Origin of the sequence: Bacillus sp. 22190 (genome assembly GCF_052045575.1) — a bacterium.
GTDB classification, from domain to species: Bacteria; Bacillota; Bacilli; order Bacillales; family Bacillaceae; genus Bacillus; species Bacillus altitudinis.
Genome location: NZ_JBQEPF010000002.1, coordinates 35,532 through 59,359, shown reverse-complemented (window position 1 = coordinate 59,359; position 23,828 = coordinate 35,532). Strand labels below are relative to the sequence as shown.

The 23,828-nt window shown below is 42.5% G+C and carries 25 protein-coding genes and 2 other annotated features; of the genes, 2 read left to right on the top strand and 23 right to left on the bottom strand.

The genetic code is table 11. The features are described from left to right. Nucleotides 1–57 precede the first annotated feature (57 nt). The 3 genes from nadA to nadB are packed head-to-tail and all read right to left on the bottom strand — an operon-like array spanning nt 58 to nt 3,570. Nucleotides 58–1,167, bottom strand: a complete 1,110-nt coding sequence (nadA, locus tag ACTJKA_RS03100) for a quinolinate synthase NadA (protein ID WP_017358128.1) — start codon at nt 1,165–1,167, stop codon at nt 58–60. After that, complete coding sequence (gene nadC / locus ACTJKA_RS03095; RefSeq protein WP_017358129.1) at nt 1,154–2,017, bottom strand: carboxylating nicotinate-nucleotide diphosphorylase; 864 nt, start codon at nt 2,015–2,017, stop codon at nt 1,154–1,156. Before nadC ends, nadA begins: the two co-directional genes overlap by 14 nt. Next, the gene (gene nadB / locus ACTJKA_RS03090) at nt 1,999–3,570 is read right to left on the bottom strand and encodes an L-aspartate oxidase (protein ID WP_080995739.1); all 1,572 of its coding nucleotides are present in this window, start codon (nt 3,568–3,570) and stop codon (nt 1,999–2,001) included. The genes nadC and nadB overlap by 19 nt, the downstream gene beginning before the upstream one ends. Before the next feature lie 92 nt (nt 3,571–3,662). Between nadB and ACTJKA_RS03085 the strand changes: the two genes are divergently transcribed. Both ACTJKA_RS03085 and ACTJKA_RS03080 read left to right on the top strand, forming a co-directional pair. Next, on the top strand, nt 3,663–4,811 hold the full coding sequence (locus tag ACTJKA_RS03085) for an IscS subfamily cysteine desulfurase (protein WP_440607623.1): 1,149 nt from the start codon (nt 3,663–3,665) through the stop codon (nt 4,809–4,811). A gap of 3 nt (nt 4,812–4,814) precedes the next feature. After that, on the top strand, nt 4,815–5,354 hold the full coding sequence (locus tag ACTJKA_RS03080; RefSeq protein ID WP_440607622.1) for a transcription repressor NadR: 540 nt from the start codon (nt 4,815–4,817) through the stop codon (nt 5,352–5,354). Between the two features lie 24 nt (nt 5,355–5,378). Here the strand turns inward: ACTJKA_RS03080 and pheA are convergent, their stop codons facing one another. From pheA to ACTJKA_RS02980, 20 genes are all read right to left on the bottom strand, one after another. Next, the gene (pheA, locus tag ACTJKA_RS03075) at nt 5,379–6,257 is read right to left on the bottom strand and encodes a prephenate dehydratase (protein WP_017358133.1); all 879 of its coding nucleotides are present in this window, start codon (nt 6,255–6,257) and stop codon (nt 5,379–5,381) included. Nucleotides 6,258–6,275: 18 nt separating this feature from the next. Beyond that, nucleotides 6,276–6,719, bottom strand: coding sequence for an ACT domain-containing protein (locus ACTJKA_RS03070; protein ID WP_008342790.1), 444 nt, complete (start codon nt 6,717–6,719; stop codon nt 6,276–6,278). Nucleotides 6,720–6,774: 55 nt separating this feature from the next. After that, nucleotides 6,775–8,061, bottom strand: coding sequence for a GTPase ObgE (obgE, locus tag ACTJKA_RS03065; protein WP_007501521.1), 1,287 nt, complete (start codon nt 8,059–8,061; stop codon nt 6,775–6,777). Nucleotides 8,062–8,082: 21 nt separating this feature from the next. Further along, nucleotides 8,083–8,676 carry a sporulation initiation phosphotransferase B gene (locus tag ACTJKA_RS03060; RefSeq protein WP_346394092.1) on the bottom strand — a complete coding sequence of 198 codons (594 nt, stop codon included), beginning with the start codon at nt 8,674–8,676 and terminating at the stop codon, nt 8,083–8,085. Nucleotides 8,677–8,953: 277 nt separating this feature from the next. Then, complete coding sequence (gene rpmA / locus ACTJKA_RS03055; RefSeq protein ID WP_003216586.1) at nt 8,954–9,238, bottom strand: 50S ribosomal protein L27; 285 nt, start codon at nt 9,236–9,238, stop codon at nt 8,954–8,956. 12 nt (nt 9,239–9,250) lie between these two features. Continuing rightward, on the bottom strand, nt 9,251–9,589 hold the full coding sequence (locus ACTJKA_RS03050; RefSeq protein ID WP_007501524.1) for a ribosomal-processing cysteine protease Prp: 339 nt from the start codon (nt 9,587–9,589) through the stop codon (nt 9,251–9,253). 14 nt (nt 9,590–9,603) lie between these two features. Continuing rightward, nucleotides 9,604–9,912 carry a 50S ribosomal protein L21 gene (rplU, locus tag ACTJKA_RS03045; RefSeq protein ID WP_003216781.1) on the bottom strand — a complete coding sequence of 103 codons (309 nt, stop codon included), beginning with the start codon at nt 9,910–9,912 and terminating at the stop codon, nt 9,604–9,606. Nucleotides 9,913–9,924: 12 nt separating this feature from the next. Next, nucleotides 9,925–9,998, bottom strand: a sequence feature (ribosomal protein L21 leader region). Between the two features lie 66 nt (nt 9,999–10,064). Then, nucleotides 10,065–10,934 (bottom strand): M50 family metallopeptidase, encoded by an 870-nt coding sequence (locus tag ACTJKA_RS03040; protein WP_041506793.1) that lies wholly within the window; start codon nt 10,932–10,934, stop codon nt 10,065–10,067. Beyond that, a complete protein-coding gene (locus ACTJKA_RS03035; protein ID WP_135226649.1) occupies nt 10,927–11,718 on the bottom strand; it encodes a M23 family metallopeptidase in 792 nt (263 codons plus the stop codon). Before ACTJKA_RS03035 ends, ACTJKA_RS03040 begins: the two co-directional genes overlap by 8 nt. A gap of 109 nt (nt 11,719–11,827) precedes the next feature. Further along, the gene (gene minD, locus ACTJKA_RS03030; protein WP_017358134.1) at nt 11,828–12,631 is read right to left on the bottom strand and encodes a septum site-determining protein MinD; all 804 of its coding nucleotides are present in this window, start codon (nt 12,629–12,631) and stop codon (nt 11,828–11,830) included. A 2-nt stretch (nt 12,632–12,633) separates the two neighbouring features. Then, entirely contained in the window at nt 12,634–13,317 is a 684-nt protein-coding gene (gene minC, locus ACTJKA_RS03025) for a septum site-determining protein MinC (protein WP_007501533.1), read from the bottom strand. Between the two features lie 54 nt (nt 13,318–13,371). Next, a complete protein-coding gene (gene mreD, locus ACTJKA_RS03020; RefSeq protein ID WP_440607621.1) occupies nt 13,372–13,890 on the bottom strand; it encodes a rod shape-determining protein MreD in 519 nt (172 codons plus the stop codon). Then, a complete protein-coding gene (gene mreC / locus ACTJKA_RS03015; RefSeq protein WP_007501536.1) occupies nt 13,887–14,786 on the bottom strand; it encodes a rod shape-determining protein MreC in 900 nt (299 codons plus the stop codon). The genes mreD and mreC overlap by 4 nt, the downstream gene beginning before the upstream one ends. 27 nt (nt 14,787–14,813) lie before the next feature. Then, the gene (locus ACTJKA_RS03010) at nt 14,814–15,833 is read right to left on the bottom strand and encodes a rod shape-determining protein (RefSeq protein WP_007501538.1); all 1,020 of its coding nucleotides are present in this window, start codon (nt 15,831–15,833) and stop codon (nt 14,814–14,816) included. Nucleotides 15,834–15,923: 90 nt separating this feature from the next. Next, on the bottom strand, nt 15,924–16,598 hold the full coding sequence (radC, locus tag ACTJKA_RS03005) for a RadC family protein (protein WP_026050121.1): 675 nt from the start codon (nt 16,596–16,598) through the stop codon (nt 15,924–15,926). Between the two features lie 48 nt (nt 16,599–16,646). After that, entirely contained in the window at nt 16,647–17,216 is a 570-nt protein-coding gene (locus tag ACTJKA_RS03000) for a Maf family protein (protein WP_265154175.1), read from the bottom strand. Nucleotides 17,217–17,394: 178 nt separating this feature from the next. Next, nucleotides 17,395–18,411: an SPOR domain-containing protein gene (locus ACTJKA_RS02995; protein WP_322535898.1), complete on the bottom strand. Its 1,017-nt coding sequence runs from the start codon at nt 18,409–18,411 to the stop codon at nt 17,395–17,397. A gap of 157 nt (nt 18,412–18,568) precedes the next feature. Beyond that, entirely contained in the window at nt 18,569–19,300 is a 732-nt protein-coding gene (locus ACTJKA_RS02990; protein WP_171465631.1) for a prepilin peptidase, read from the bottom strand. A 149-nt stretch (nt 19,301–19,449) separates the two neighbouring features. After that, on the bottom strand, nt 19,450–20,754 hold the full coding sequence (locus ACTJKA_RS02985) for a bifunctional folylpolyglutamate synthase/dihydrofolate synthase (protein ID WP_440607620.1): 1,305 nt from the start codon (nt 20,752–20,754) through the stop codon (nt 19,450–19,452). A 65-nt stretch (nt 20,755–20,819) separates the two neighbouring features. Next, complete coding sequence (locus ACTJKA_RS02980; protein ID WP_017367728.1) at nt 20,820–23,462, bottom strand: valine--tRNA ligase; 2,643 nt, start codon at nt 23,460–23,462, stop codon at nt 20,820–20,822. Nucleotides 23,463–23,520: 58 nt separating this feature from the next. Then, nucleotides 23,521–23,750, bottom strand: a binding site (T-box leader). Between the last annotated feature and the right edge of the window lie 78 nt (nt 23,751–23,828).

The window sequence follows — 23,828 nt, the reverse complement described above, 5'->3', positions numbered from 1 at the left end:
GCCTATTTACAAGCCGATATGATAAAAACTTGTTTTCTGATAGGAGGGGACACTTCATTATTTAATGGTCAGCATCTTATTTAAAGCGAGCAATGCCTCTTTTGTCGTCTCTTCATCCACTTGAATCAAACCGACTGGCTCCCCTTTTTCAATGCTTTCAAGTGACCATAGTAGATGAGGCAGGTCAATACGGTTCATTGTCAAACATGGACACATATCTGGATTGAGGGATTCAATTTGTTTGTCAGGGTGCTGGTCAATGATGCGTTTCACTAAATTCATTTCTGTTCCAATGGCCCACTTGCTTCCTGCTGGTGCCTGCTTGATCGTATCAATAATAAATTTTGTTGAACCAGCTAGATCAGATGCCTTTACGACTTCATGCGTACACTCTGGATGAACAAGAATCTGTATGTCACGGTCACGTTTTCTCATTTGTTCAATATTCTCAATGGTAAATTTCTCATGAACAGAGCAATGACCTTTCCATAAAATCATTTTGATTCGATGAAGCGGTTGGTCGGTGATGAGCTTTTCTTCTATTTGATCCCAGACAGCCATTTCCTCTAGCGGAATCCCTAAATCATAGGCCGTGTTACGCCCTAAATGCTGATCAGGAAGAAAAAGAATCCGCTCTTTTTGGGTCAGCGCCCACTCCAATACTTTTTTAGCGTTTGAAGATGTGACAGTCGATCCGCCATGTTTGCCGACAAATGCTTTAATATCAGCCGTTGAGTTTACATAAGTCAGCGGAAGGATCGTATCTCCAAACAGCTCAGTGAGCTGATCCCACGCCCTGTCTGTTTGTTTCATATTCGCCATATCTGCCATTGAACAACCTGCTCTCATATCTGGCAAAAAGACGTGCTGATTCTTTTTTGATAACATATCGGCCGTTTCTGCCATAAAATGAACCCCGCAAAATACAATGTATTCTGCTTCGTGATTGTCAGCAGCAATTTGTGCAAGCTGCAATGAATCACCTGTCACATCAGCAAATTGGATGACTTCATCTTTTTGATAATGATGACCCGGTATAAAAAGCTTTGATCCAAAAGCGCGTTTAATCTCTAATACTCTCTCTTTCATTTCATCATAAGAGCGCTGTTTATATTCATCTGGCATCATGGCTGTATGCTGCGCTGCTAACACATCAAGCATGGACATGAGTCGTTCCCCCTTTATGGCTGAATTCCATATTCATACTAAAATCGAATGATGGAGCAGAATGTGTGAGAAATCCAAGTGAAATAAGGTCTACACCTGTCCCTCGGTAGTTAGCCACATTCTCTAACGTGATGCCGCCTGATGCCTCTGTCAATATAGTTTCAGGGGTCATTTGTTTAAAGCGCTTCACTTCGTCTGGAGAGCAGTTGTCAAACATGATGACATCTGCTTTGGCTTCAATGGCTTCCATCAGCTGTGCTTCTGATTCAATTTCCACTTCAATTTTCACCATATGACCGGCGTATGCTCTTGCTTTCTCCACAGCTTCCCTGATAGAACCACAAGCCGCAATATGATTATCTTTAATCATCACCCCATCGGATAAGCCGAAACGATGATTCTTTCCGCCTCCAACTTTTACTGCGTACTTCTCCAGCATGCGCAGACCGGGTGTCGTCTTTCTCGTATCACAAATCGTAATAGACGGATCAGCTAATCGCTCTACTGCTTCATGCGTTAGTGTAGCAATCCCTGTCATTCTTTGCAGGATATTCAACACCACCCGCTCCCCTTTCAGCAAGTCGTTGACGGGACCAGTTATTTGTGCCAGTACAGCCCCTTCATGAATCCAATCACCTTCCTGGAAAAACAGCTCAGTTTGAACTTGTTCATTCAGCAGTTTGTATCCCATATCAATGACTTGTGTCCCGGCCAATACGCCTGATTGTTTCGCCATGATGTAAGCTGTTCCTTTCTTGTCTCCAAAGATGGCATCAGCGGATACATCTCCAAACCCAATATCTTCTTTTAAAAAATGAGTGAGCATTTGCTTTAACTGTAAACGTTCCATTTGGCACCAATCCTTTCATTTTTTACGGTATAAATATGGCCCTGTTCATGTACAATCTGTTTTGCTCGCCACGAAGCATCGTGCCGATTTGGATAATCGGTGCGATAATGACCGCCCCTGCTTTCTGTTCGGAGTAATGCGGATTTGACAAGGCATATGGCTAAAGCCCATTGATTCGTTATTTCGATCTGTTCATTTGTGATATTCTTCACATTGATTTGCTGAAAAGAGACTTGTTCTAAATGATCGAGCAAAGTCTGTAAGCCTTTCTCATCTCTCACAATTGCGGCATATGCTGTCATCCATTTTCTGAGCTGAGCCTGTGACACCGTTGGGACAGACCATACTTCTTGAATGGAAAGAGCAGGGTTTTTATCTTGCTGGGCTTGCAACCGCTCAACATACCGTGCCGCCTTGTTTCCTAAAACGAGACCTTCTAAGAGCGAATTACTTGCCAGTCGATTGGCGCCGTGTAAACCTGTACAAGCTACTTCACCAATGGCGAAAAGTGATGGAACAGTTGTTTCTCCATGTTCATTCACCTTAATTCCACCCATTAAAAAGTGCATACCGGGTGAAACTGGCAGCCTTCCGCTTGCCATATCAACTCCCGCACGCTGACACATCGAAGCAATCGCAGGAAAACGTGCAGAAAAATGCGGAATATCACGGATGTTAAGATAAATGGAATGACCGAGTTGCTGCTCATGGAAAATGGTCCTTGCCACCACATCTCTAGGCGCTAAATCGCTCTGCGGGTGGATTCCTTTCATGATCCGCCTGCCTGATTCATCTTCTAAATAGGCGCCCTCTCCCCTGACTGCCTCTGATACGAGACCGATCGCTTTACCTGAAGTGGTCAAAAGGGTCGGATGGAATTGCACAAATTCGAGATCTACTAGCTGTGCCCCTGCGCGATAGGCCATCATCAGACCATCTCCTGTCACAGACGGATCATTTGTGTTTGTTTCATATAAGGATCCACAGCCGCCAGTGGATAATACAACTGCATCCGCGGTCATTGTATGTACATGACCTTTTTCGTCTTTCCACACAACACCGGTACATACCCCTTCATGAACTAATAGATCCATGACATGATGATTTTCGTATACATGAATGTGTGAGCCGAGCTTCCCTTTCAAAAACTGCACGAGGGTTTTTCCCGTTTGATCTCCTCCTGCATGCAGAATACGATGGGTCGTATGGGCTCCCTCTTTACCTAACTGCGGAATTCCCGTTTCATCTCGATCAAATGGGCAGCCCTCTTCTACGAGCTTCTTTACAAGATCTTTTCCATGATGGACGATCTCCTGTACAGTTTTGTCATCATTGTGACCACACCCCGCAGCTAAAGTGTCTTGCACATGCTGATCGACAGAATCATGTGCGGAAAAGGCTGCAGCGATTCCCCCTTGTGCGAGCATGGAATTACTAGAGGAAAATTGTTTTTTTGTCATCATGATGACTTGGCAGTTCTCTGAGATCGTATTCACAAAGGAAAGAGCCGCAATGCCCGACCCCACCACAATGACTTTTTTGATAGATGACACAATTGCCCCTCCTGTCATTTACACCTGTCTTGACACATATCATTACACAACACTACAATAAATACAAGAAAAAATTTTCACACAGGAGATGGATGGATTTGATTTATTTAGATTATGCAGCTTCTACACCTGTTTCTGAGGAATCACTGCATGTATTTCAGCAGTTGAGCAAAGAATGTTACGGAAATGCGAGCAGCCTGCATGATGCAGGAGGAAGAGCAAATGAAATCTTGGCTTACAGCAGACAATCACTTGCAGCGATTCTAGAGGGCGAACCTGAGGGTATTTACTTTACAAGTGGCGGAACTGAATCCAATATCCTTGCGATTCAATCGATCATAAATTCGCTGCCTCCACATAAACAGCATGTCATTACCACATCAGTAGAGCACCCTTCTGTTCATCATGCGGTCAATGCCTTGCAGCGTCTCGGTGTGAAGGTGACGGTCATAGAACCGAATCAAGAAGGAATTATCACAAAGGAGATTCTCAAACAGGCTCTATTGCCTGAAACCGGACTAGTATCCATCCAGCATGCCAACTCAGAAACTGGGATTATTCAGCCATTAGCTGAATTAGCAACGCTCTTAAAAGAAAGAGACATTCTTTTTCATACAGATGCAGTGCAAACATTCGGAAAAATGCATGTGTCGATTAAAGAACTAGGGGTTGATGCCCTCTCCATTTCGAGTCATAAAGTGTATGCACCTAAGGGCGCCGGTGCTGTCTATATGGGGGCACATGTCCCTTGGAAGCCTATATATCAAGATACTGTTCAGGAAAATGGTCTACGCCCAGGGACAGTGAACGTGCCATGCATCGGTGCTTTTGTAGCCGCAAGCGAGCAAATCATGCTGAAAATAGATCAACAGCAACAGCTAGATATTCAGCTTCGTGATTATTTTCTTCAGCAGCTAAAAAAAAGGCAGCTGCCTGTCCGCATGCTGCAAGAAAGTGACCAGCGCCGCACGCTGCCTCATATTATTGGTTGTTTTTTTGAAGGGTTTGAAGGACAATATGTAATGTTAGCTTGTAACCGGCATGGGATTTGTATATCCACAGGAAGTGCGTGCGCTTCTGGTTATCACCACCCTTCCCCTGCTGTGAAGGCATTACATGTATCAGATCGTGATGCCCTTCAATTCATTCGACTATCATTTGGACGAGGATCATCAAAGGATGACATCGATCAGCTTTTGCATACATTTGAGAGCTTGCAAAAGGAGAAGAAAGGAGCATAAAACGTGGAACAAGAGAGAAAACTCATTGGCGAAGATAGAAGAAACGCCATTTTAAAGTGGCTACAAGAGACTGATACACCACTCACCGGAAGTTTTTTAGCTAAAAAAGCCGCTGTCTCACGACAAGTCATTGTACAAGATATTTCATTACTCAAAGCAAAAAACGAACCCATTATTGCCACAAGCCAAGGCTATGTGTATATGGCGCAGCATACACCGGAAACTGAAATTGAACAGATTATCGCTTGCAAGCACGATCCTCATCGTACAGAAGAGGAGCTGACACTGATTGTAGACTACGGTGTAACGGTGAAAGACGTGATGATTGAGCACCCTGTCTACGGGGAGCTGACGGCCTCTATTCGAGTGAGTACGCGCAAACAAGTGGCTGACTTCGTTCATCATATTTCTAATACGGGCGCCTCCTACTTATCAGAGCTGACAGACGGCGTACACTTACATACCCTTACTTCATACAGCCAAAAGCAGCTTGATCAAGCCATTCAAGCGCTTGATGACGCTGGATTTCTCATTAAAGACTAAAAAAATAGTGTCCCCAAGAGGACACTATTTTTCATTCGTTAATTCATATGTTTGATAGCTGCCGAGTAGTTTCACTTCACAGCCAATTGCTTCTAATTCTTGAATGGCGCCAGGGACAAGTACATCATCCATCTCTTTTTCGATATCAATGATAAATAAATAGTGTCCAAGGCCTGTTTTTGTCGGACGCGATTCAATTTTGGACAAATTGAGATTCCGCCATGAAAAAGCTGATAACACACGGTGCAATGCACCTGACTGATCATCCTTTGGCAGGCTGACAACAATGGTCGTTTTTGGCTTTGAAGAAAAACCAGAATTCATTGGGAACGATGCCTTCGCCTCTTTATGTAAAATGACAAAACGTGTATGATTGTGCGGATAATCATGAATGTCTTTTTTCGCAATCGTCAATCCGTACGTTTTTGCGGCGATTTCATTCGCAATCGCACCAACAGCTTCATCTGGATGCTCACTGATGTATTTCGCTGCATAGCCTGTTGATTCCACTGGCCGATGCGGGATATTAGGAAACTGTCTCTTCAAAAATTGATGACACTGCGCAATGGCGTGCGGATGTGACTGAATCACATCTAATGTCTCCCAGCTCTCCGCTCTCGATGGATGGACAAGCAGGTGCTGGCGAATCGGTGCTGTCATTTCGCCCACAATGGACAAAGCGTCCTCATGAATTAAATAATCAATCGTTAAGTTCACAGATCCTTCGAGTGCATTTTCAAGTGGAACGACCGCCAAATCTACTTCTCCCTTTGACACGGCATCCATACATTGCGGAATGGTTGCATAAGCCCGCTGCTCTGCATCTTTTGGAAAACAAGAACAGACAGCCAAATGAGTAAATGTGGCCTCTGGTCCAAAGTAACCTACCGTTAATTGCTTCATCTGCTATGATCTCTCCTTTTACGCCCCAGAACCTAGAATTTCAACTTTTTCGACAAATTCAAGTTTTCTTAATTGATTCATGACTGTATTAATATCATCTGCCATGCCGGCCGTACTGATCGACAGGGTAACATTCGCTCTTCCTTGCAGCGGAATCGTTTGGTGAATGGATAACACATTACAGCCAGAGTCAGCCACAATTTGCAGCAGCCTAGACAGAGCCCCAGACCGATCCTCCAGGTGGAAAAACAATGTGATGATCTGCTCTTTGACCATCGTATAAAATGGAAAAACAGCATCTCGATATTTATAAAAAGCACTGCGGCTTAAATCCGCTTTTTGAACAGCATCGGCAACTGAATCCGCTTTTTTGCGATCGAGAAGCTTTTTGACTTCAAGCGTTTTTCGCATCGCATCCGGAAGTACATCCTCTCTTACTAAATAGAACGTTTCTTCTTTCACCTGTTTTCTCCCCTTTTAAAAACGGGAGAGCCCATGAACTGGACCCTCCTTTTGATCAATCGATAAATTCAAATTCAAATTCAAGCAGACGAATGATGTCTCCATCTTTTGCACCACGTTCACGCAGGGCATCATCAACGCCCATTCCGCGCAGCTGTCTAGAGAATCGTTTCACTGACTCGTCTCTTGAGAAATCTGTCATCTTAAACAGTCGCTCAAGTGCTTTACCAGTTAAGACAAACGTACCATCAGGATCTCTTGAGATCTCAAATGCTGCTTCTCCTTCATCAAACTTGTACATCACACGGTTATCAGAGAGCTCTTCTTCATTGTAGAGCGGGAATTCCGGTGTTGTTTCAAGCTGATTGGCGATTTCAAATAAGAGCTCACGAAGCCCTTCTCTTGTGATCGCACTAATTGGGAACACTTTATAGTCATCTGTTAATTTTTCTTTAAATGCCGCTAGATTGTCAGCTGCATCCGGCATGTCCATTTTGTTCGCTACAATGATTTGCGGACGCTCTGTCAATCTCATATTGTATTGCTCAAGCTCTTCGTTAATCGTCACGTAATCTTCGTATGGGTCACGCCCCTCAAGTCCAGACATATCAATGACATGGACAATGACACGTGTACGTTCAATGTGGCGTAAAAATTGATGACCTAAGCCAACACCTTCGTGCGCTCCTTCGATCAGTCCTGGCAGATCCGCCATGACAAAGCTTCGGTTATCGTCTGTTTCAACCACTCCGAGGTTTGGCACAAGCGTTGTAAAATGATAATCCGCAATTTTTGGTTTCGCAGAAGAGACAATCGAAAGCAGCGTTGACTTCCCGACACTTGGGAAACCAACAAGTCCAACATCTGCAAGTACTTTTAATTCTAAGATGACGTCACGTTCTTTACCTGGCTCACCGTTTTCAGACAGCTGTGGTGCAGGGTTTGCTGGTGTTGCGAAGCGTGAATTTCCACGTCCGCCACGTCCACCTTTGGCAATCACAGCCCGCTGTCCATGCTCTGTCAAGTCAGCTAGTACTTGTTCCGTCTCAGCATCTGTCACAACTGTACCCGGCGGAACTTTAACAATCATTTCTTCCGCATTTCGGCCATGCTGGTTTTTACTCATTCCATGCTCACCGCGGTCCGCCTTGAAATGACGCTTATAACGAAAGTCCATTAACGTTCTGAGTCCTTCGTCTACTTCAAATACTACATCTGCACCATTTCCGCCGTCGCCGCCTGCTGGCCCGCCTTTTGGCACATATTTTTCACGACGGAACGCCACCATACCGTTTCCGCCGTCACCGCCTTTAACATACACTTTAACCTGATCTACAAACATAACTTCCTCCGTTTCTCTGCATCACATATCTCGTTCTTGCCTCAAACAAAGCTCAATCATGGACTCATGATTCGTCACATGAAATTGCGTTATACTCATACATGGATAGTTTGCGTCATGAAACGCATTTAACGCATCCAAACTTGTTAATTTTCCTTTGAAATCAACATATAAGATCACATCATTCTCTTCATGATCCGTTTGGAAAGTGACCGTTAAATGATTTTCAGTTTTTTGGCAAACTGATTGATCGAATATCGAAAACAACTCCCGTGATACCGTTAGCAGCTGCGATTCATATGCTGATAAGTCTCGGGTTTCACCAAGCACTTCATATTCTAGGGTGATAAAATGCGACTCCCAATTAAAGGTTAGAAAGTAATAGGCCAATTGGGGAATTTTTAAATTTGAGAGTTTGGATTCATGCTGTGCTTCAATGACCATTTCTTCTATTATTTCGAACACTCGGTCATATTTTTCTAATGTCAAGTTGCCTTTGATTAACTGCAATTTATTCATCCAGTCGTGTCTTGAACGACTAAGCAGATAGATCAATTCATTTGTTAATGCAACGTGAGTTAATTTTTCGTTTTGTTTACTTGGTATCTCTTCCATTATCGCACTCCCAATCGTTTGGTCTCTCTTTTAGGAGTCTTATCATCAATATGTCTCCCTGAATTATAACAGAGAAGACAGCATAGAAAAACACTAGTTATGTGAGGAAAGGTTGTTTTTTCTGATCGTATAGGAGAAAATGAGGCAAAGTCAGCAAACATTCTTTGATATTTATGGAGTGCATCTTCTTTTATCATCTTCGGTACTACTTGTAAAAAGCGCAAAAGCTCCCTGAATAGTGAAAAAAACTCCAGTCAATGACCGGAGTTTTTAGCAATTATTGTGCCGCAGGATATACGCTCACTTTTTTACGGTCACGACCGAAACGTTCGAATTTAACCGTTCCGTCGATTTTAGCGAAAAGAGTGTCGTCGCCTCCGCGTCCAACGTTTTCACCTGGATAGATTTTCGTTCCACGTTGACGATAAAGGATAGAACCACCAGTTACGAATTGACCATCAGCACGTTTAGCGCCTAAACGTTTAGACTCAGAGTCACGTCCGTTCTTTGTAGAACCTACCCCTTTTTTAGATGCGAAAAATTGAAGATCTAATCTAAGCATGAAGTTCACCTCCTATTTTTTTGTAGATATTCTCACATAATCGTGATAATCTCGTTCAATTGTTTCTAAGGAAACGACCATGCCTTCTAAAAGCAACTGGGCTTTTTCAAAGGTGACTGGATCTGTATCAGCTGGCAGTTCAAAAGAGAAATACCCGCCTTCATCTCCAATATCAAGCAGTGGATCCATTCCTGTCAGTGCAATAATTGAATTGACTGACCCGAAAACAACAGCAGATACACCTGCACAAACGAGATCCTGACCTTTTTCAGCAAACTCGGCATGTCCAGTCATTTGAAAAGACGTAATGCTTTCATCTGCTGGCGACCGAGTAATGGTTGCTTTGATCATATCACTCACACGCCTTAAGCGTTGATTTTTTCGATAACAACTTTAGTGTAAGGTTGACGATGACCTTGTTTCTTGTGGTTGTTTTTCTTCGGTTTGTACTTGAACACAGTAATTTTCTTACCGCGACCTTGTTTTTCAACTTTAGCCGTTACTGTTGCTCCAGCAACTGAAGGGTTACCCACTTTGACAGTGTCTCCGCCGACAAACAATACGTTTTCGAAAGTAACTGTTTCACCTGCTTCAGCAGCTAGTTTTTCAACATAAACAGTTTGACCTTCTTCAACTTTTACTTGTTTACCACCAGTTTCGATAATTGCGTACATCTCTGCACCTCCTAATAAACTCAGACTCGCCGAATACAGGGGGCCAATAGGCACTTTACACCTGCTCCGCGCGGTTGTAGCACGGGTGCTACATATCCATAACATTAAAAAATATATCAAATTAGACGCTGAATGTCAATGTATTTTCACCATTAGTACGGTAAAAGAAGATCTTCCATGGAAGAGGTGGTTCTTCGATCTGAAAAATAAGCATGGAGCAATTCATTTTCATCGAGCTGGCTCATTTTCACACCATTCCGTTCGATAATAATGGGATGCTTACAGCCCCTTTGGAATCGCGCCATCACTTCATATATTTTCTCCTCAGCACCCGCTCTCAGTGGAATGAGTTTCTCTACCTTTTGCTCTTTTTTACCATAATAACGTTCTAGTAAAAAACGTACCCTGATATAATGCCGCTGCCGGTGTTCCATCACAAGCGAGTAGGCTAAAAAAGTGAGCAGGATCCAGCCGTTGAATTGCAGCGGAGCAAAACAGAGCAACCCTGCTGTCAAAAGACCGAAAAAAATGAGAGAGCCTTTTATTGCAAGGGCATGTGCCTGTTGAAAAGGGTAAAAAACAGATAAGAGCAAAAAGAATAATTTCCCGCCATCAAGTGGCCAAATGGGCAAAAGGTTCACTAGAAAAATCGCTACATTATAAAAAGTAAACATCGTAAAGACGTCATATGAGATAAGTGAGGCTTCCATGAGAAGCCAGGCGACGAGCTGGAGCGGGACATGCTGAAGCGGTCCGCATAAAATGACCGCCAGCTCTTCTTTTAGCGGACGGTTCCCGTGCTCTTCTACTTCTACCGCCCCGCCAAATGGCAGTAAAAAAATCCGCCGAATCCGCCAGTGATAATAACAAGCAGCCGCTGCATGTCCAAGCTCATGGACACAGACGATAATGAGCAGACAAAGCAGCGGCTTAATTTGACCTGATAGCATGGCAAATGCCATGACTATCCAAAGGAGCGGGTGAACATGGACCTTTGTCAGCATGAGCAGCCATCTATTCAAAGGTCATCACCTGAATGGGATCAATAAACTGTTCATTTTGCTTAATGGCAAAGTAATATGTCCCCTTGCCTTGTTCATCAAGCGCAATTTGACCAATTTTTTCCCCTTTATCGACAAAATCGTATAAAGCCACATCAGCTTCTTTTAGTTGGCCGTACCAGCTGTAGCTGTTATCTGCATGCTGCACCACGACGGTGAGCCCTGTATCACTTTTCTTTTTCACTTCTACGACATAGCCTTCTTTCATACTATCGATGGCTTCAGCAGATGTTTCAACTTTCACTCCGGCACCATTTTGCGTAAAGGATTCCTGCACTTTTCCAGAGGCAGGGACAGCCAGCTCTTGATTGGCTTGTACGTCCTTTTGCCCTTCTTTTCTATCGGTTAAAAAGGCAAGTGGGTTTCCGACAGTTTTCTCAAACCACCGGTTGGCGGCGGCAAATTGGAAATCTTGTTCAAACGTTTGACTGATCATCGGCTTCAGCTGCTGAAAAGGCCCCGCCTGCCCTTTAAATGAAATAGCGGCAATCAGTACAAGAGAGGCAGAAAGTAAACATTTAAGCACAAATGTATTTGAATGAAATAACGGATGGCGAAATTTTTTCGACTGATGAGAATTTGACTCGTAGGAAGCCGAGCCAGAATGCTTTTCTTCTTCTGTCAACATGACCCATGGTGGAATATCATCTTTCTTCTTGAAAGCTGCCTTCTTAGGGGCAGCAGCTGGCTGCTTCATTTTACGGCGCTGCGCTATTTTCTTTCGATACTCGTCCACTCTTTTCATAAGATCACCCTTTACATACAAACAGTTTGTACATTTTATGTGGCGACATCATATGATATGCAACAAAAAGACCGATTCTCATCGAATCGGTCTCATCTCAAGTAAATCATTATGCTCTTACACCGAAAAATGCTTTCAGCTTTGCAAACATCCCTTTGTTTTCTTCTTCAAAGGATTGAAGAGGAACAGATTCACCTAGTACGCGGCGAGCAATATTGCGATACGCAATGGAAACTTTATTTTTAGCATCCATGACAATCGGTTCACCATTGTTTGAAGCCTTAATGACATCATCATCATCGGCTACAATGCCGAGAAGATCAATTGATAAATGATGGACAACTTCATCCACATCCATCGAATCGCCATTTTTCGCCATGTGTGTACGAATGCGGTTCACAATCAAACGAGGCGGTTCAATATCCTCTTGTTCCAGCAAGCCGATAATTCGGTCTGCATCTCTCACAGCTGAGATTTCAGGTGTCGTGACCACAATCGCTTTGTCAGCACCTGATACAGCATTTTTAAAGCCTTGCTCAATTCCAGCAGGGCAATCAATGACAACATAATCAAAGTCTTGTTTCAATGATTGAATTAATTCTTTGATCTGCTCCGGCTCTACCGCCGTTTTATCGCTTGTTTGAGCAGCAGGTAAAAGATACAAAAGATCCTCGAACCGCTTATCCTTCACAAGCGCTTGGTGAATCTTGCATCTTCCTTCTACTACATCGACTAGATCATAAATAATGCGGTTCTCAAGCCCCATCACGACATCTAAATTCCGAAGGCCGATGTCGGTATCAACTAGACACACTTTTTTTCCTTGAATTGCTAGTGCTGTGCCTAAGTTTGCAGATGTTGTTGTTTTGCCAACGCCGCCTTTTCCTGAGGTAATCACAATAGCCTCGCCCAATTTCACATTCCTCCCTCAAGCCTTGTCAGATTAGGTCTTATATGAGCCAATTGCTGCAGGCGTTCAATGATCATATTGCCATCTATATCTAAATAAGCACATTCCATTTCATTTCCATCTTCTTTTTGATCCGGTGCACGGTTAAACACCTGTGCGATGCGAAGCTGGGTTGGAATCATATGAGATGCTGCAATCACAGCTTGCTTGTTTCCATTACATCCAGCATGCGCTACACCTTTTAACGCACCGAGCACAAAAATATTCCCCCCTGCACGAATGGTTCCGCCAGGGTTGACATCTCCTATTAATAAGAGATCCCCTTCGACATAAAGCACCTGTCCAGAGCGTACAATTTTTGCTACAGAAGTAATCTCAGCCTCTGCTTTTAAACGTCTCGCCTCTTCAGTTGACATGACGTCACTTTCAATAGAGTGAATGACAAGATGTTCATTTTCAGACACCGCTTCAGTTAAACGCGCCTCTTGATCCTCTGTTAAATATCGAAAACCAAGTTTAATATGCACATTGACTTTATGTCCTTCTCTTCCGTCTGTATATTGCTCAAGTAAAAGAACCTCTCGCAAGCCAGAAAGAAGGTCTTCAAACGAACAGTCATCATTTAACTGTAATGTTAATCCGTTTTTTGTACCTTTTATTGTCACATACTGCTGTTTTTGAGTTTTCAAGATGCTCACCTCAACAACATACTCATTTCGCCGTAATTGGACAAACTCCTGCTTTTATTCGTCGATCAGTCCTTGTTTCACATTGATGAAAAAGAGCCTAAGCGGCACAACAAGTATGAGAGACGCAGCAGTATTTAAAAGAATCGTTGGAATAAAGCGTTCGATGACATACGTATTAAAAGGCATAATATTTGGTTGAATCGTCGCTTGAACACCGTACACATAAAACTCCATCACTGCAACAGCAATCATCGATAGAAAGACAACGACTAACATATTCGTTTGGAGGACTTTGAAGGCTTTTGCTAACAAATAGCAGAGCGCACCAAAGCCAAACATATGAACACCAAGAATACCTGTATACGAAATATCATATAAAAGTCCAAAGATAAATCCATAAATCACACCATATTTTTGATTCACAAAAGCTGTCATAAATACAAGTGCGAGTAAGATGAAATGAGGTGCTAAAATTTGATTGTCTGAAACAAATGGGAGCTTCACTAAATCGACAAAAATACTGTCAAATACGAAAATAAACAACATGACGAAAGCAAGAAGGACACGTTTCACGAGCCTTCCTCCTTCGTTAATTGAGATGCATCTGCCGTACTTGTGCTGCGATTCACAACAATCACGCGGTCTAAATTATTGAGTTCAGCAGCTGGTTCTACATAAATAATTTTTGTCAGTCCGTAATGGTCCGGCTCAATTTCGCTTACCTTCCCAATCGTCAAGCCCTGCGGGAATACGCCCCCTGCTCCAGATGTTTCAACAAGATCTCCTTTTTTGACATCCCCATCAGCATCGGATTTTAAAATGTTCATTGTCAGCATTTTTTTCTTGCTGTCATAACCGTTAATAATTCCATTGAGTTCTTCTTTGCCCTTTTTCGCAAAAATTTTCGTTGAAATTCTATTATTTTGATCTGTAGAGCTTAGCAACCTTACAGTCGACGTAAAATTGTTGAGCTTATCACTTTCAATTTTCCCAATTAACGCACCACTCTCATTGGTGACCGCCATATCTTTTTCAACGCCTTGTTTTTTCCCTTTATCAATCATGACAAAACTATCCCAAAGGGATGGGTTTCTCGCAATGACTGTTGAAAGAATGGGCGTGTAGTCACGAATAGAGTTCACATATCCGAGCTGCTTGCGAAGCTTTTTGTTCTCATCTTCTAGTTCTTGAAGTTTCGCCTCATATTGGGTTTGTCCATCAAGTTTTTTTCGAAGACGCTCGTTTTCATCATATGTGTTCTTTAAATCTTGTACGTTCCCATAAATACCGGCAATAAATTGTGATGGTTTATGAAAGACACCTTGAAAAAAGCCTGTCGTATCCCCCACTAATTTTTCCGGCCATGAAGCACCTCTGCCGCTTTTCACTGAAAAACCAATCATGGCCACCAGTACGATGACACAGACAAGGAGCAACATTAATCTTTTATTCATAAAAAACTGCGGCATGTCTTACACCTCTTTATTTACGCCCAATTATCGATTATCTTTAGATTTTCCTTTGAACAAGTGAATATGTTCTAGTGCTTTCCCTGTTCCGATCGCCACACAGTCAAGCGGATCTTCAGCAATAATGACCGGCATTTTTGTTTCATCACTAATGACTTTGTCAAGATTACGTAGCAATGCACCGCCGCCTGTTAACACAATTCCACGGTCCATAATATCTGCTGCTAGCTCAGGTGGCGTTTTTTCAAGTGTCATTTTGACCGCATCGACAATTGTTTCCACCGTATCGCGAAGCGCTTTTGCAATTTCTTCTGCCGTAATAGAGATCGTTTTTGGCAGACCTGTTAAAAGGTCACGGCCGCGAATGTCCATCTCATCATGTACGTCAGGCTGCGCAGAACCGATTTCCATTTTAATCGCTTCTGACGTGCGATCACCAATCATAAGATTATACGTTTTACGAATGTAGCTGCTGATCGCATCATCCATCTCGTCTCCTGCAACACGGATCGATTGAGATGTCACAATACCGCCAAGTGAAATAATGGCTACTTCTGTTGTACCGCCGCCAATATCTACAACCATGCTTCCAGTTGGCTCCCATACAGGAAGGTTAGCACCGATCGCCGCAGCAAATGGCTCTTCAATAGGGTATGCGTCACGAGCACCAGCTTGTCTTGTTGCATCAATGACTGCACGCTCTTCTACTGCTGTAATACCAGATGGTACACACACCATCACGTACGGTTTACGAGCAAAAAGCCCTTTACCTTTTAATGCTTGATTAATGTAATATTTCATCATTGTTGCTGTCGTCTCGTAGTCTGCAATGACTCCGTCTTTCATTGGGCGCAGTGCCACAACATTACCAGGTGTACGGCCGATCATGTTTCTAGCGTCATTTCCAACCGCCACTATAGACTTCGTATCAGTTTCCAAAGCTACGACCGAAGGTTCTCTCACAACAATGCCTTTTCCTTTAATAAAAACAAGCGTATTCGCTGTTCCAAGATCTATTCCAAGGTCTTTTGTACCAATTCCAAACATATGTATGTATCTTCCTTTCTTAAACCAAAATTCCCTTTAGGGAAAAACTCATAAACTCTATTATATCGTAAAACATTGAAAAAAAAAGTGTTACAAATACCCTTTTTCCTTCAAACTCACAAATTTTTGATCACCGATCACTAGATGATCAAGCAGCTGTATTCCAATCAGCTTCCCACATTCAAAAAGTCGCTGTGTGACTTCAATATCTTCCCTGCTGGGCGTCGGATCTCCAGATGGATGGTTGTGCACACATATAAATGAAGCGGCCGAACGTTTAAAGGCCTCTTTAAAAATTTCGCGCGGGTGAACAATCGATGAATTTAGACTTCCGATAAACACAGTATGTTTATGAAGAACTTGATTTTTGGTATTGAGATAAAGACAAACGAAATTCTCCTGCGTCAAAAATCGCATATCTTCCATCACAAAATTCGCACCATCTTCCGGCGTGCGGATCACATAACGATTGTCCGTCGTTTGATGGTGTAATCTAGTGCCGAGTTCTAAAGCAGCTAAAAGAGAGATCGCCTTCGCTTTTCCAACTCCTCGAATCTTTGACAATTCTTCAATCGAAGCTTCCTTCACAGAACGAAGACCACCAAATGTTTGTAAAAGTCTTGCGGACACTTGAAGAACTGATTCCTTTTTTGTGCCTGTTCTCAAAAGAATCGCGACAAGTTCATGGTTTGATAAGCTGCTTGGGCCATATTTGACAAATCGTTCGCGCGGCTTTTCATCATGAGGAAAATGCTTCAGCAGTATAGGGAAATGATTCAAGATCTACACTCCTTTTTTGATTCCTTCCCGTCATCAAAAAGGGGTGATACCAAATGTTTCAAGCACTCTGACTGTTTTAGCAATAGGGAGTCCTACAACGGAAAAATAATCACCGTCTATTTTTTGTACAAACAGGGCACCTTTTCCTTGAATGCCGTAGCTTCCAGCTTTATCAAGAGGCTCACCGGTTTCAATATAGCGGTCTATTTCATCATGTGTAAGCGGCCAAAATGTCACGTCTGTCTGTTCATAAAATGTTTCTTTTCTATTCTCTGATTGAATCGTGACACCAGTCAAGACTTGATGTGTCTTACCTGACAATAATTGAAGCATTGAGGCTGCATCTTCCTTGTCTTTTGGCTTTCCAAGACATTTGCCATCAATTGCAACAATTGTATCTGCACCAATGATCACAGCTTTGGGATGTATTTTTTGAATATCATTTGCTTTTTGTTCTGCCAACCATTGGACGTTCTCAGCAGGAGAAAGGTTTCGATTTATTTCTTCTTTTAAATCACTTGCTTGAATGTCATAAGAAAACCCTGCTAAATCAAGCAATTCTTTTCTTCTAGGTGATTGAGATGCGAGTATTAACTGGTTCATGTTTGTTCATCCTTTCAGGGTTTAGCCTAAGAAGTAAGATACCCATTCATCCTATCAAATGAACATCTTACCGACAATTAACGAAAATGCCATTTTCATGTTCCTCCATCATTATGTTGGAAGCAAAAGAAAAAAACTAGTCATTTTTTTGACTAGTTTGGCTGTTAAAAACATGATTTTACGTATTTAGTTGATCTAATAGCGCTTGCTGAGATTTCCAGCCATTTTCAGCAGATGGGTCATTTAAAAGCTTTACAGCTTTCAGCAAACTGCTTTTAGCTGGTGCGTCGGTTGTTTTGGCATTTTCAAGCTCAGAAATCAACTGAGTGACTTCTTTTTGATCCACATCATCTCCTGCAATCATCTTAGAGGATAAGACAGATGCCTTCTCTATTAAACCTGTCAGCTCATCCGGCACTTGAAACGAGAGCTCTTTTCCTCCCCATGCTTCAAAGTGCTGGTCGATCAATTTTTTCCCAACGGCACTTGTCATGCCTTGTTCTGTGGCAAGTCCGGCAATCACATAATATCCATCATCCATTGATACCTTTTTACCTGCATATCCAGCCTCTTTTAAACTGTCAACTAAGTCATCTGCTCCTTTTTCAGAAGAAAACTTTCCAGCCTGCACCACAAAGGTTGAAAAATGACCTGATGCACTTTTTTCACCTTCATTGTCCTTTGACGTATTTGCAAGATCAGCCGATGGTGCATCTCCCCCAGCTTTCGCCGAAGGTCCGCTTCCAGATGCTGAGACGCTGATATGATCGCCTCCTGATGGATTGGCAGACCCATCTTTACTTAAACTTAGTGCAAATACACCGAGGCCTGTCCCTAGAACGACTGCAAACACAATCGTTGTCATCACTCGTTTGAAGGGACCGCGATTTTTACTGAACTTCTGTTCAAAAGAACCTTTTTTCTTTTGATAAGGTGTGACGACCTTTGGATCCGAATGATAAATGTGATCAGCCGCATCGTCCCATTGAAAATCTTCTTCTTTCGGTTTAGACGGTTCTTCCCCGGAAGCGGCTGTCTCCTGTTCCGACTGCCTCTTTTCCTCCCAGTTCGAAAACATCACTTGATCCTCTTGCTGTTTTTGAGGCTGATGCTCTTCTCCATGCAGCATTTCTTCCTTGCCATTAATATTGACCTTTAACCCTTGTTTTTTTGCCTGCCTTTTTTTCACTGTCATTCCCCGCTTTCTGACATTGTTTGTAAGAAAGACCTTTCTGTCCAATGAAATAGCGCGAATGTAACCCGTCCTTCTTTCTGTTTCACACTTTAACATAGCCAATAAAAAAAAGAACAAGACTTTTGTCGGCAGGTTCAAAAAGTGTTCGCCAATTTTCTCATCCAAAAAAATCGCGAATTGGGCTTAACAAATCACCACAAAAAAGATAAAGCCAGAAAGAACAAGCGATGGCAGGAACAAAAGGAAAGGGTTCATTTGCCTTGTAAGAAAACACCTTTGCGTAAACCATTCCCGTGACAGACGAAAGAAAAAGAATGATCAGAAACGGCTTAAATCCGAAGCAAAATGCAAGCACACCAAATAGTTTGACATCCGCTCCCCCCATACTATTTGGCTTGAAATGTTCTAAACTATAAAACAAAAGAAAACAAATAAGAAGAGATGCCGCTGCTTCCCACCAAATAAAAAGCGGTTCTAGCGTGCGGTATATGGCGAAAAGAGGAAAAAAGAAGAGAAAGAGCTCGTTGGGTACTCTCATATAAAAAAGATCGCTCACGACAGCAATCACGAATAAACTACATAGACTCACAAGAAAAAGGCCCTCAAAAGAGAAACCAGCATGTCTATAAACGAGGAAAAAAAGGCCACCTGTCAACAGCTCAACCAGTGGATAAAGCAAAGAGAGCCGGGTTCCACAATGCTTACATGACCCTTTCAATACAATATAAGAAACAAGCGGGAGCATGTCGTGAAAAGAAAGCGGCTCTTTACAAGCTCCGCAGTGTGAACGAGGAAAAAGAATAGACCGCTTCATTGGAAGCCTCTCACCAACTAGATGAAAAAATGACCCCATGACCATGCCTGTGAAAAACATAAAAAAATCAATCAAATTAGGTGACTCCTTCCGTAAATAGAATAGACCGGATTGTACCATAGCGATTCACCTTTGATCACCTTGCGAAAAAGTGATTTTCCCCCTCTCCTACATATCAAAAGAAAAAAGACGCACACTGCATAGAAGCAATGTGCGTCTTTTCCTTACTGTAAAATACGACTTCGTACATCTGAGATAAAATAAAGGGAACCTGTCACCAGAATCATTGCTGAAGGGTCATCTCTTTTCTTCTGAATGAACTCAAGCACTGCACGAGGGTCTTCATCAAACGATTTTGCTTCTAAATGACTGCAATCATAAAGCTTTTCCGCTGACTCAGCCCTTGGAAAGTCAAAGGAAACAAAATGAATCGATGAACTAATCCTTTCAAGTTTTTCGATCATTTGTTTGTAAGGTTTATCTTTTAACGCACTAAAACATACATGAACCTTTTTACTGGAAAAATGAGCTTGTACAGTTTCGATTAAACGGTCCATTCCTTCTTCGTTATGAGCACCATCTAAATAAACAAGAGGCTCATCTTGGATTTTTTCAAATCTTCCAGCCCACACCGCTTGCCGAATTCCTTCATACACTTGCTCATCTAGCACATGGATATATCCTTCTTGCTCCAGCCATTCGATCAGTAGAACGGCAAGGGAGGCGTTCTGCCTTTGATGCGTTCCGATTAACCCTGTCTCTAGCTGCGAGTACTCCCTTTTTGGGGTAGTGAATGTGAAGCGTTCACCTGTTTCTGTCGGCTGCTGGTCCTTAAAGGTACAAGTATCATATAACGAGATAAACGGCGCATTCTTTTCTTCGGCTTTGTGTTGTATCACAGTAAGAGCATCCGCTTGATGAACGGCCGTGATCATCGGAATCCCAGTTTTAATAATGCCAGCTTTTTCTGCTGCAATCTGATCAAGTGTGTCGCCTAAAATGGCCATATGATCGTGACCAATCGACGTAATTGCTGTTAAGATGGGCGCTGCCACATTTGTAGAATCAAGTCTTCCGCCAAGCCCTGTTTCCAAGAGGACAAAGTCTACTTGGTGCACATGGGCAAAATAAGCAAACGCACAGGCTGTAATGATCTCAAACTCTGTTGCTGCACCAAGCTCTGTATCATCTAATTCATCAACTAAAGGCTTGATTTCGTTCACCAAACTCAGCCACTCTTCGTCCAAAATCGGCTCCCCATTAACACTAATTCGTTCATTGAACGTTAAAATAAATGGTGAGGTGAAGGTTCCAACTGAATAGCCCGCTGACTGTAAAATGGATCGAGTAAATGCAATCGTTGATCCTTTTCCATTTGTTCCAGCTACATGCACCGCTTTTATTTTTTGTTCAGGATGGTCTAGTCTGTCCATCAGCCATTTCATTCGTTCAAGTCCCGGTTTGACACCGAAGGCGAGTCTGCTATGAATCCATTCAATGGCTTCATGATAGGTTGTAAACAATGTCATCTCTCATTTCATACGAAATTTTCAAAAAAGACGACTCCAATTTATTAGGAGCCGTCTTTTCACTCTTATGCTTTCAGCTCTTCAATACGCTTTTGAACAGCTTCGCGTTTTGCGACATAATCACGTTCTTTCGCACGCTCTTCTTCTACGACGCTTTCAGGCGCTTTTTTCATAAAGCCTTCATTCCCAAGTTTTTTCTGTACGCGCTCAACTTCTTTTGTCAGCTTATCAAGCTCTTTTTGCAGACGGGCAATTTCTTCGTCTAAATTGATTAAGCCTTCAAGCGGCAGAATGAGTTCTGCTCCAGAAATAACTGCTGTCATCGCTTTATCACTAGCAGGGACATCTGTGCCAATTTCAAGAACACTTGGATTCGTGAAGCGCTCAATATATGAACGATTTTTCTCTAAACGTTCCTGAACATCAGACGTAGATGCTTTAATGTAAAGCTCAACTTGTTTGCTCATTGGTGTGTTGACTTCACTGCGAATGTTACGAACAGAACGAATCAGTTCAACAAGCAGTTTCATATCAGCAGAAGCCTGTTCGTTTGAAAGCTCAGGCTTCACTTCAGGCCATTTCGCAACCGTAATAGACTCACCTTCGTGAGGCAGATGCTGCCAGATTTCTTCTGTTAAGAACGGCATAAACGGATGTAGAAGTCTCATCGTTTGATCTAATACATACGCAAGGATCGAACGAGTCGTTTTCTTCGCCGCTTCATCTTCTCCATAAAGCGGAAGTTTCGCCATTTCAATGTACCAATCACAGAAATCATCCCAAATGAAGTTGTATAAATGTCTGCCCACTTCACCAAATTCATACTTATCAGCAAGCTGTGTGACACTTTCAATTGTTTCATTTAAGCGTGTTAAAATCCATTGATCAGCAACTGATTTTTCTCCTGTCAAATCAAGCTCATCATACGTTAAACCATCCATATTCATGAGAGCAAAACGGGATGCGTTCCAAATTTTGTTCGCAAAGTTCCAAGTGGATTCAACCTTTTCAAAGCTAAAACGTAAATCTTGACCTGGAGAGCTTCCAGTCGCTAAGAAATATCTCAATGAATCCGCTCCGTACTTGTCGATAACCTCCATTGGATCAATTCCGTTGCCAAGTGACTTACTCATTTTACGCCCTTGTTCATCGCGGATAAGACCGTGAATGAGGACATCTTTAAATGGTTTTTCTCCTGTGAATTCAAGACCTTGGAAGATCATACGAGAGACCCAGAAGAAGATGATGTCATAGCCTGTTACAAGCAGATTGGTTGGGTAGTAGCGCTTGAAGTCTTCACTTTCTGCATCTGGCCAGCCCATTGTAGAGAAAGGCCAAAGCGCTGAACTAAACCATGTATCAAGTACATCGTTATCTTGCTCCCAGTTTTCAATATCTTCTGGCGCATCAAGTCCCACGTATACTTCCTTCGTTTCTTTATGATACCAAGCCGGAATGCGGTGTCCCCACCATAGCTGACGAGAAATACACCAGTCACGGATATTTTCCATCCAGTGTAAATACGTCTTTTCAAATCGGTCTGGAACAAATTGAACTTGCTCATCACCTTTTTGCAGATTGATGGCTTCATCTGCGAGCGGCTGCATTTTCACAAACCATTGTGTTGATAAATATGGCTCCACTACAGCGCCACTGCGCTCACTGTGACCAACTGAATGCATGTGGTCCTCAATTTTGAACAAAATGCCTTCTTCTTGAAGATCTTTCACAAGCTGTTTACGACATTCGAAGCGGTCCATTCCTTTGTATTGAAGTGCGTTTCCATTCATTGTGCCATCTTCATTCATCACAAGAATGCGCTCTAGGTTATGACGGTTTCCAAGCTCGAAGTCATTCGGGTCATGAGCCGGCGTAATTTTTACAGCTCCTGATCCAAATTCCATATCGACATAGTCATCCCCGACGATTGGAATCTCTCGGCCTGTAATTGGTAAAACAACTGTTTTCCCAATCAAATGCTGATAGCGTTCATCTTCAGGATGTACAGCGACTGCCGTATCTCCCAGCATCGTTTCAGGTCTTGTTGTCGCAATTTCAATCGAACCTGATCCATCTGCAAGCGGATATCTCAAGTGATAAAACGCACCTTGCACATCTTTGTAGATGACTTCAATATCAGAAAGGGCCGTTTTTGTTGCTGGGTCCCAGTTAATGATGTATTCTCCGCGATAGATCAATCCTTTTTCATACAATTGAACAAACACTTGGCGGACCGCTTTATTCAAGCCTTCATCTAATGTGAAACGCTCACGCGAATAGTCTAGACCTAGACCCATTTTCGCCCACTGGCTGCGAATAAAATCGGCATACTCTTCTTTCCATTTCCACGTTTCTTCTACAAATTTTTCACGTCCGAGATCATAGCGGCTCACACCTTCTTCGCGAAGCTTCGCCTCTACCTTGGCTTGTGTTGCAATACCCGCATGGTCCATTCCTGGCAGCCATAAAACATCATAGCCCTGCATCCGTTTCATACGAGTCACGATGTCTTGAAGGGTTGAATCCCAAGCATGCCCTAAGTGTAATTTTCCTGTCACGTTTGGTGGAGGAATGACGACTGTATATGGATCTTTCGTTTTGTCATTTTGTGCTTCGAAGAATTTCCCTTCAAGCCAGTACGTATAGCGGTCTTTTTCAATCGCATTTGGATCGTACTTTGTTGGCATTTCTTGATTATTTGTTTCCATTTGTGTTACCTCCACATTTTTTCGGCTGATGAAACATAAAAAAGCCTTCTCATCCTTATAAAAGGACGAAAAAGCTTTTTCGCGGTACCACCTTTTTTCACGAAACACTTAGACGTGTCCCGTACTCTCTAAAGGATAACGGGGATCTCCCGAATTTCTCTACTACATGTTTCAAGAAATTAAGCTCACAGGCGACCTTCCAAACAAGTGCATCCTAGAAAACCTTTCAGCTATTGGTTTCCCTCTCTTTAGGGTCTTGCTCGTACTCTTCCTGATCCACGCTTACGATATATCACGTTCATCAGCTTATACTCATCTTTTATTAATATTACTAAATGCCTTTTGTTTTCGTCAATCATCTTTTCC

Bases quoted from the DNA above. Each gene is read 5' to 3' on its own strand.
- ACTJKA_RS03085 (WP_440607623.1), top strand. From the start codon at position 3,663: ATGGATTTGATTTATTTAGATTATGCAGCTTCTACACCTGTTTCTGAG.
- rplU (WP_003216781.1), bottom strand. From the start codon at position 9,912: ATGTACGCAATTATCGAAACTGGTGGTAAACAAGTAAAAGTTGAAGAA.
- nadC (WP_017358129.1), bottom strand. From the start codon at position 2,017: ATGGAACGTTTACAGTTAAAGCAAATGCTCACTCATTTTTTAAAAGAA.
- ACTJKA_RS02980 (WP_017367728.1), bottom strand. From the start codon at position 23,462: ATGGAAACAAATAATCAAGAAATGCCAACAAAGTACGATCCAAATGCG.
- ACTJKA_RS02985 (WP_440607620.1), bottom strand. From the start codon at position 20,754: ATGACATTGTTTACAACCTATCATGAAGCCATTGAATGGATTCATAGC.
- ACTJKA_RS03060 (WP_346394092.1), bottom strand. From the start codon at position 8,676: ATGGAAGAGATACCAAGTAAACAAAACGAAAAATTAACTCACGTTGCA.
- ACTJKA_RS03050 (WP_007501524.1), bottom strand. From the start codon at position 9,589: ATGATCAAAGCAACCATTACTCGGTCGCCAGCAGATGAAAGCATTACG.
- mreC (WP_007501536.1), bottom strand. From the start codon at position 14,786: ATGCCGCAGTTTTTTATGAATAAAAGATTAATGTTGCTCCTTGTCTGT.
- rpmA (WP_003216586.1), bottom strand. From the start codon at position 9,238: ATGCTTAGATTAGATCTTCAATTTTTCGCATCTAAAAAAGGGGTAGGT.
- ACTJKA_RS03000 (WP_265154175.1), bottom strand. From the start codon at position 17,216: ATGAACCAGTTAATACTCGCATCTCAATCACCTAGAAGAAAAGAATTG.
- nadA (WP_017358128.1), bottom strand. From the start codon at position 1,167: ATGTCCATGCTTGATGTGTTAGCAGCGCAGCATACAGCCATGATGCCA.
- ACTJKA_RS03010 (WP_007501538.1), bottom strand. From the start codon at position 15,833: ATGTTTGGAATTGGTACAAAAGACCTTGGAATAGATCTTGGAACAGCG.
- ACTJKA_RS03035 (WP_135226649.1), bottom strand. From the start codon at position 11,718: ATGAAAAGAGTGGACGAGTATCGAAAGAAAATAGCGCAGCGCCGTAAA.
- ACTJKA_RS02995 (WP_322535898.1), bottom strand. From the start codon at position 18,411: ATGACAGTGAAAAAAAGGCAGGCAAAAAAACAAGGGTTAAAGGTCAAT.
- pheA (WP_017358133.1), bottom strand. From the start codon at position 6,257: ATGAAGCAATTAACGGTAGGTTACTTTGGACCAGAGGCCACATTTACT.
- obgE (WP_007501521.1), bottom strand. From the start codon at position 8,061: ATGTTTGTAGATCAGGTTAAAGTGTATGTTAAAGGCGGTGACGGCGGA.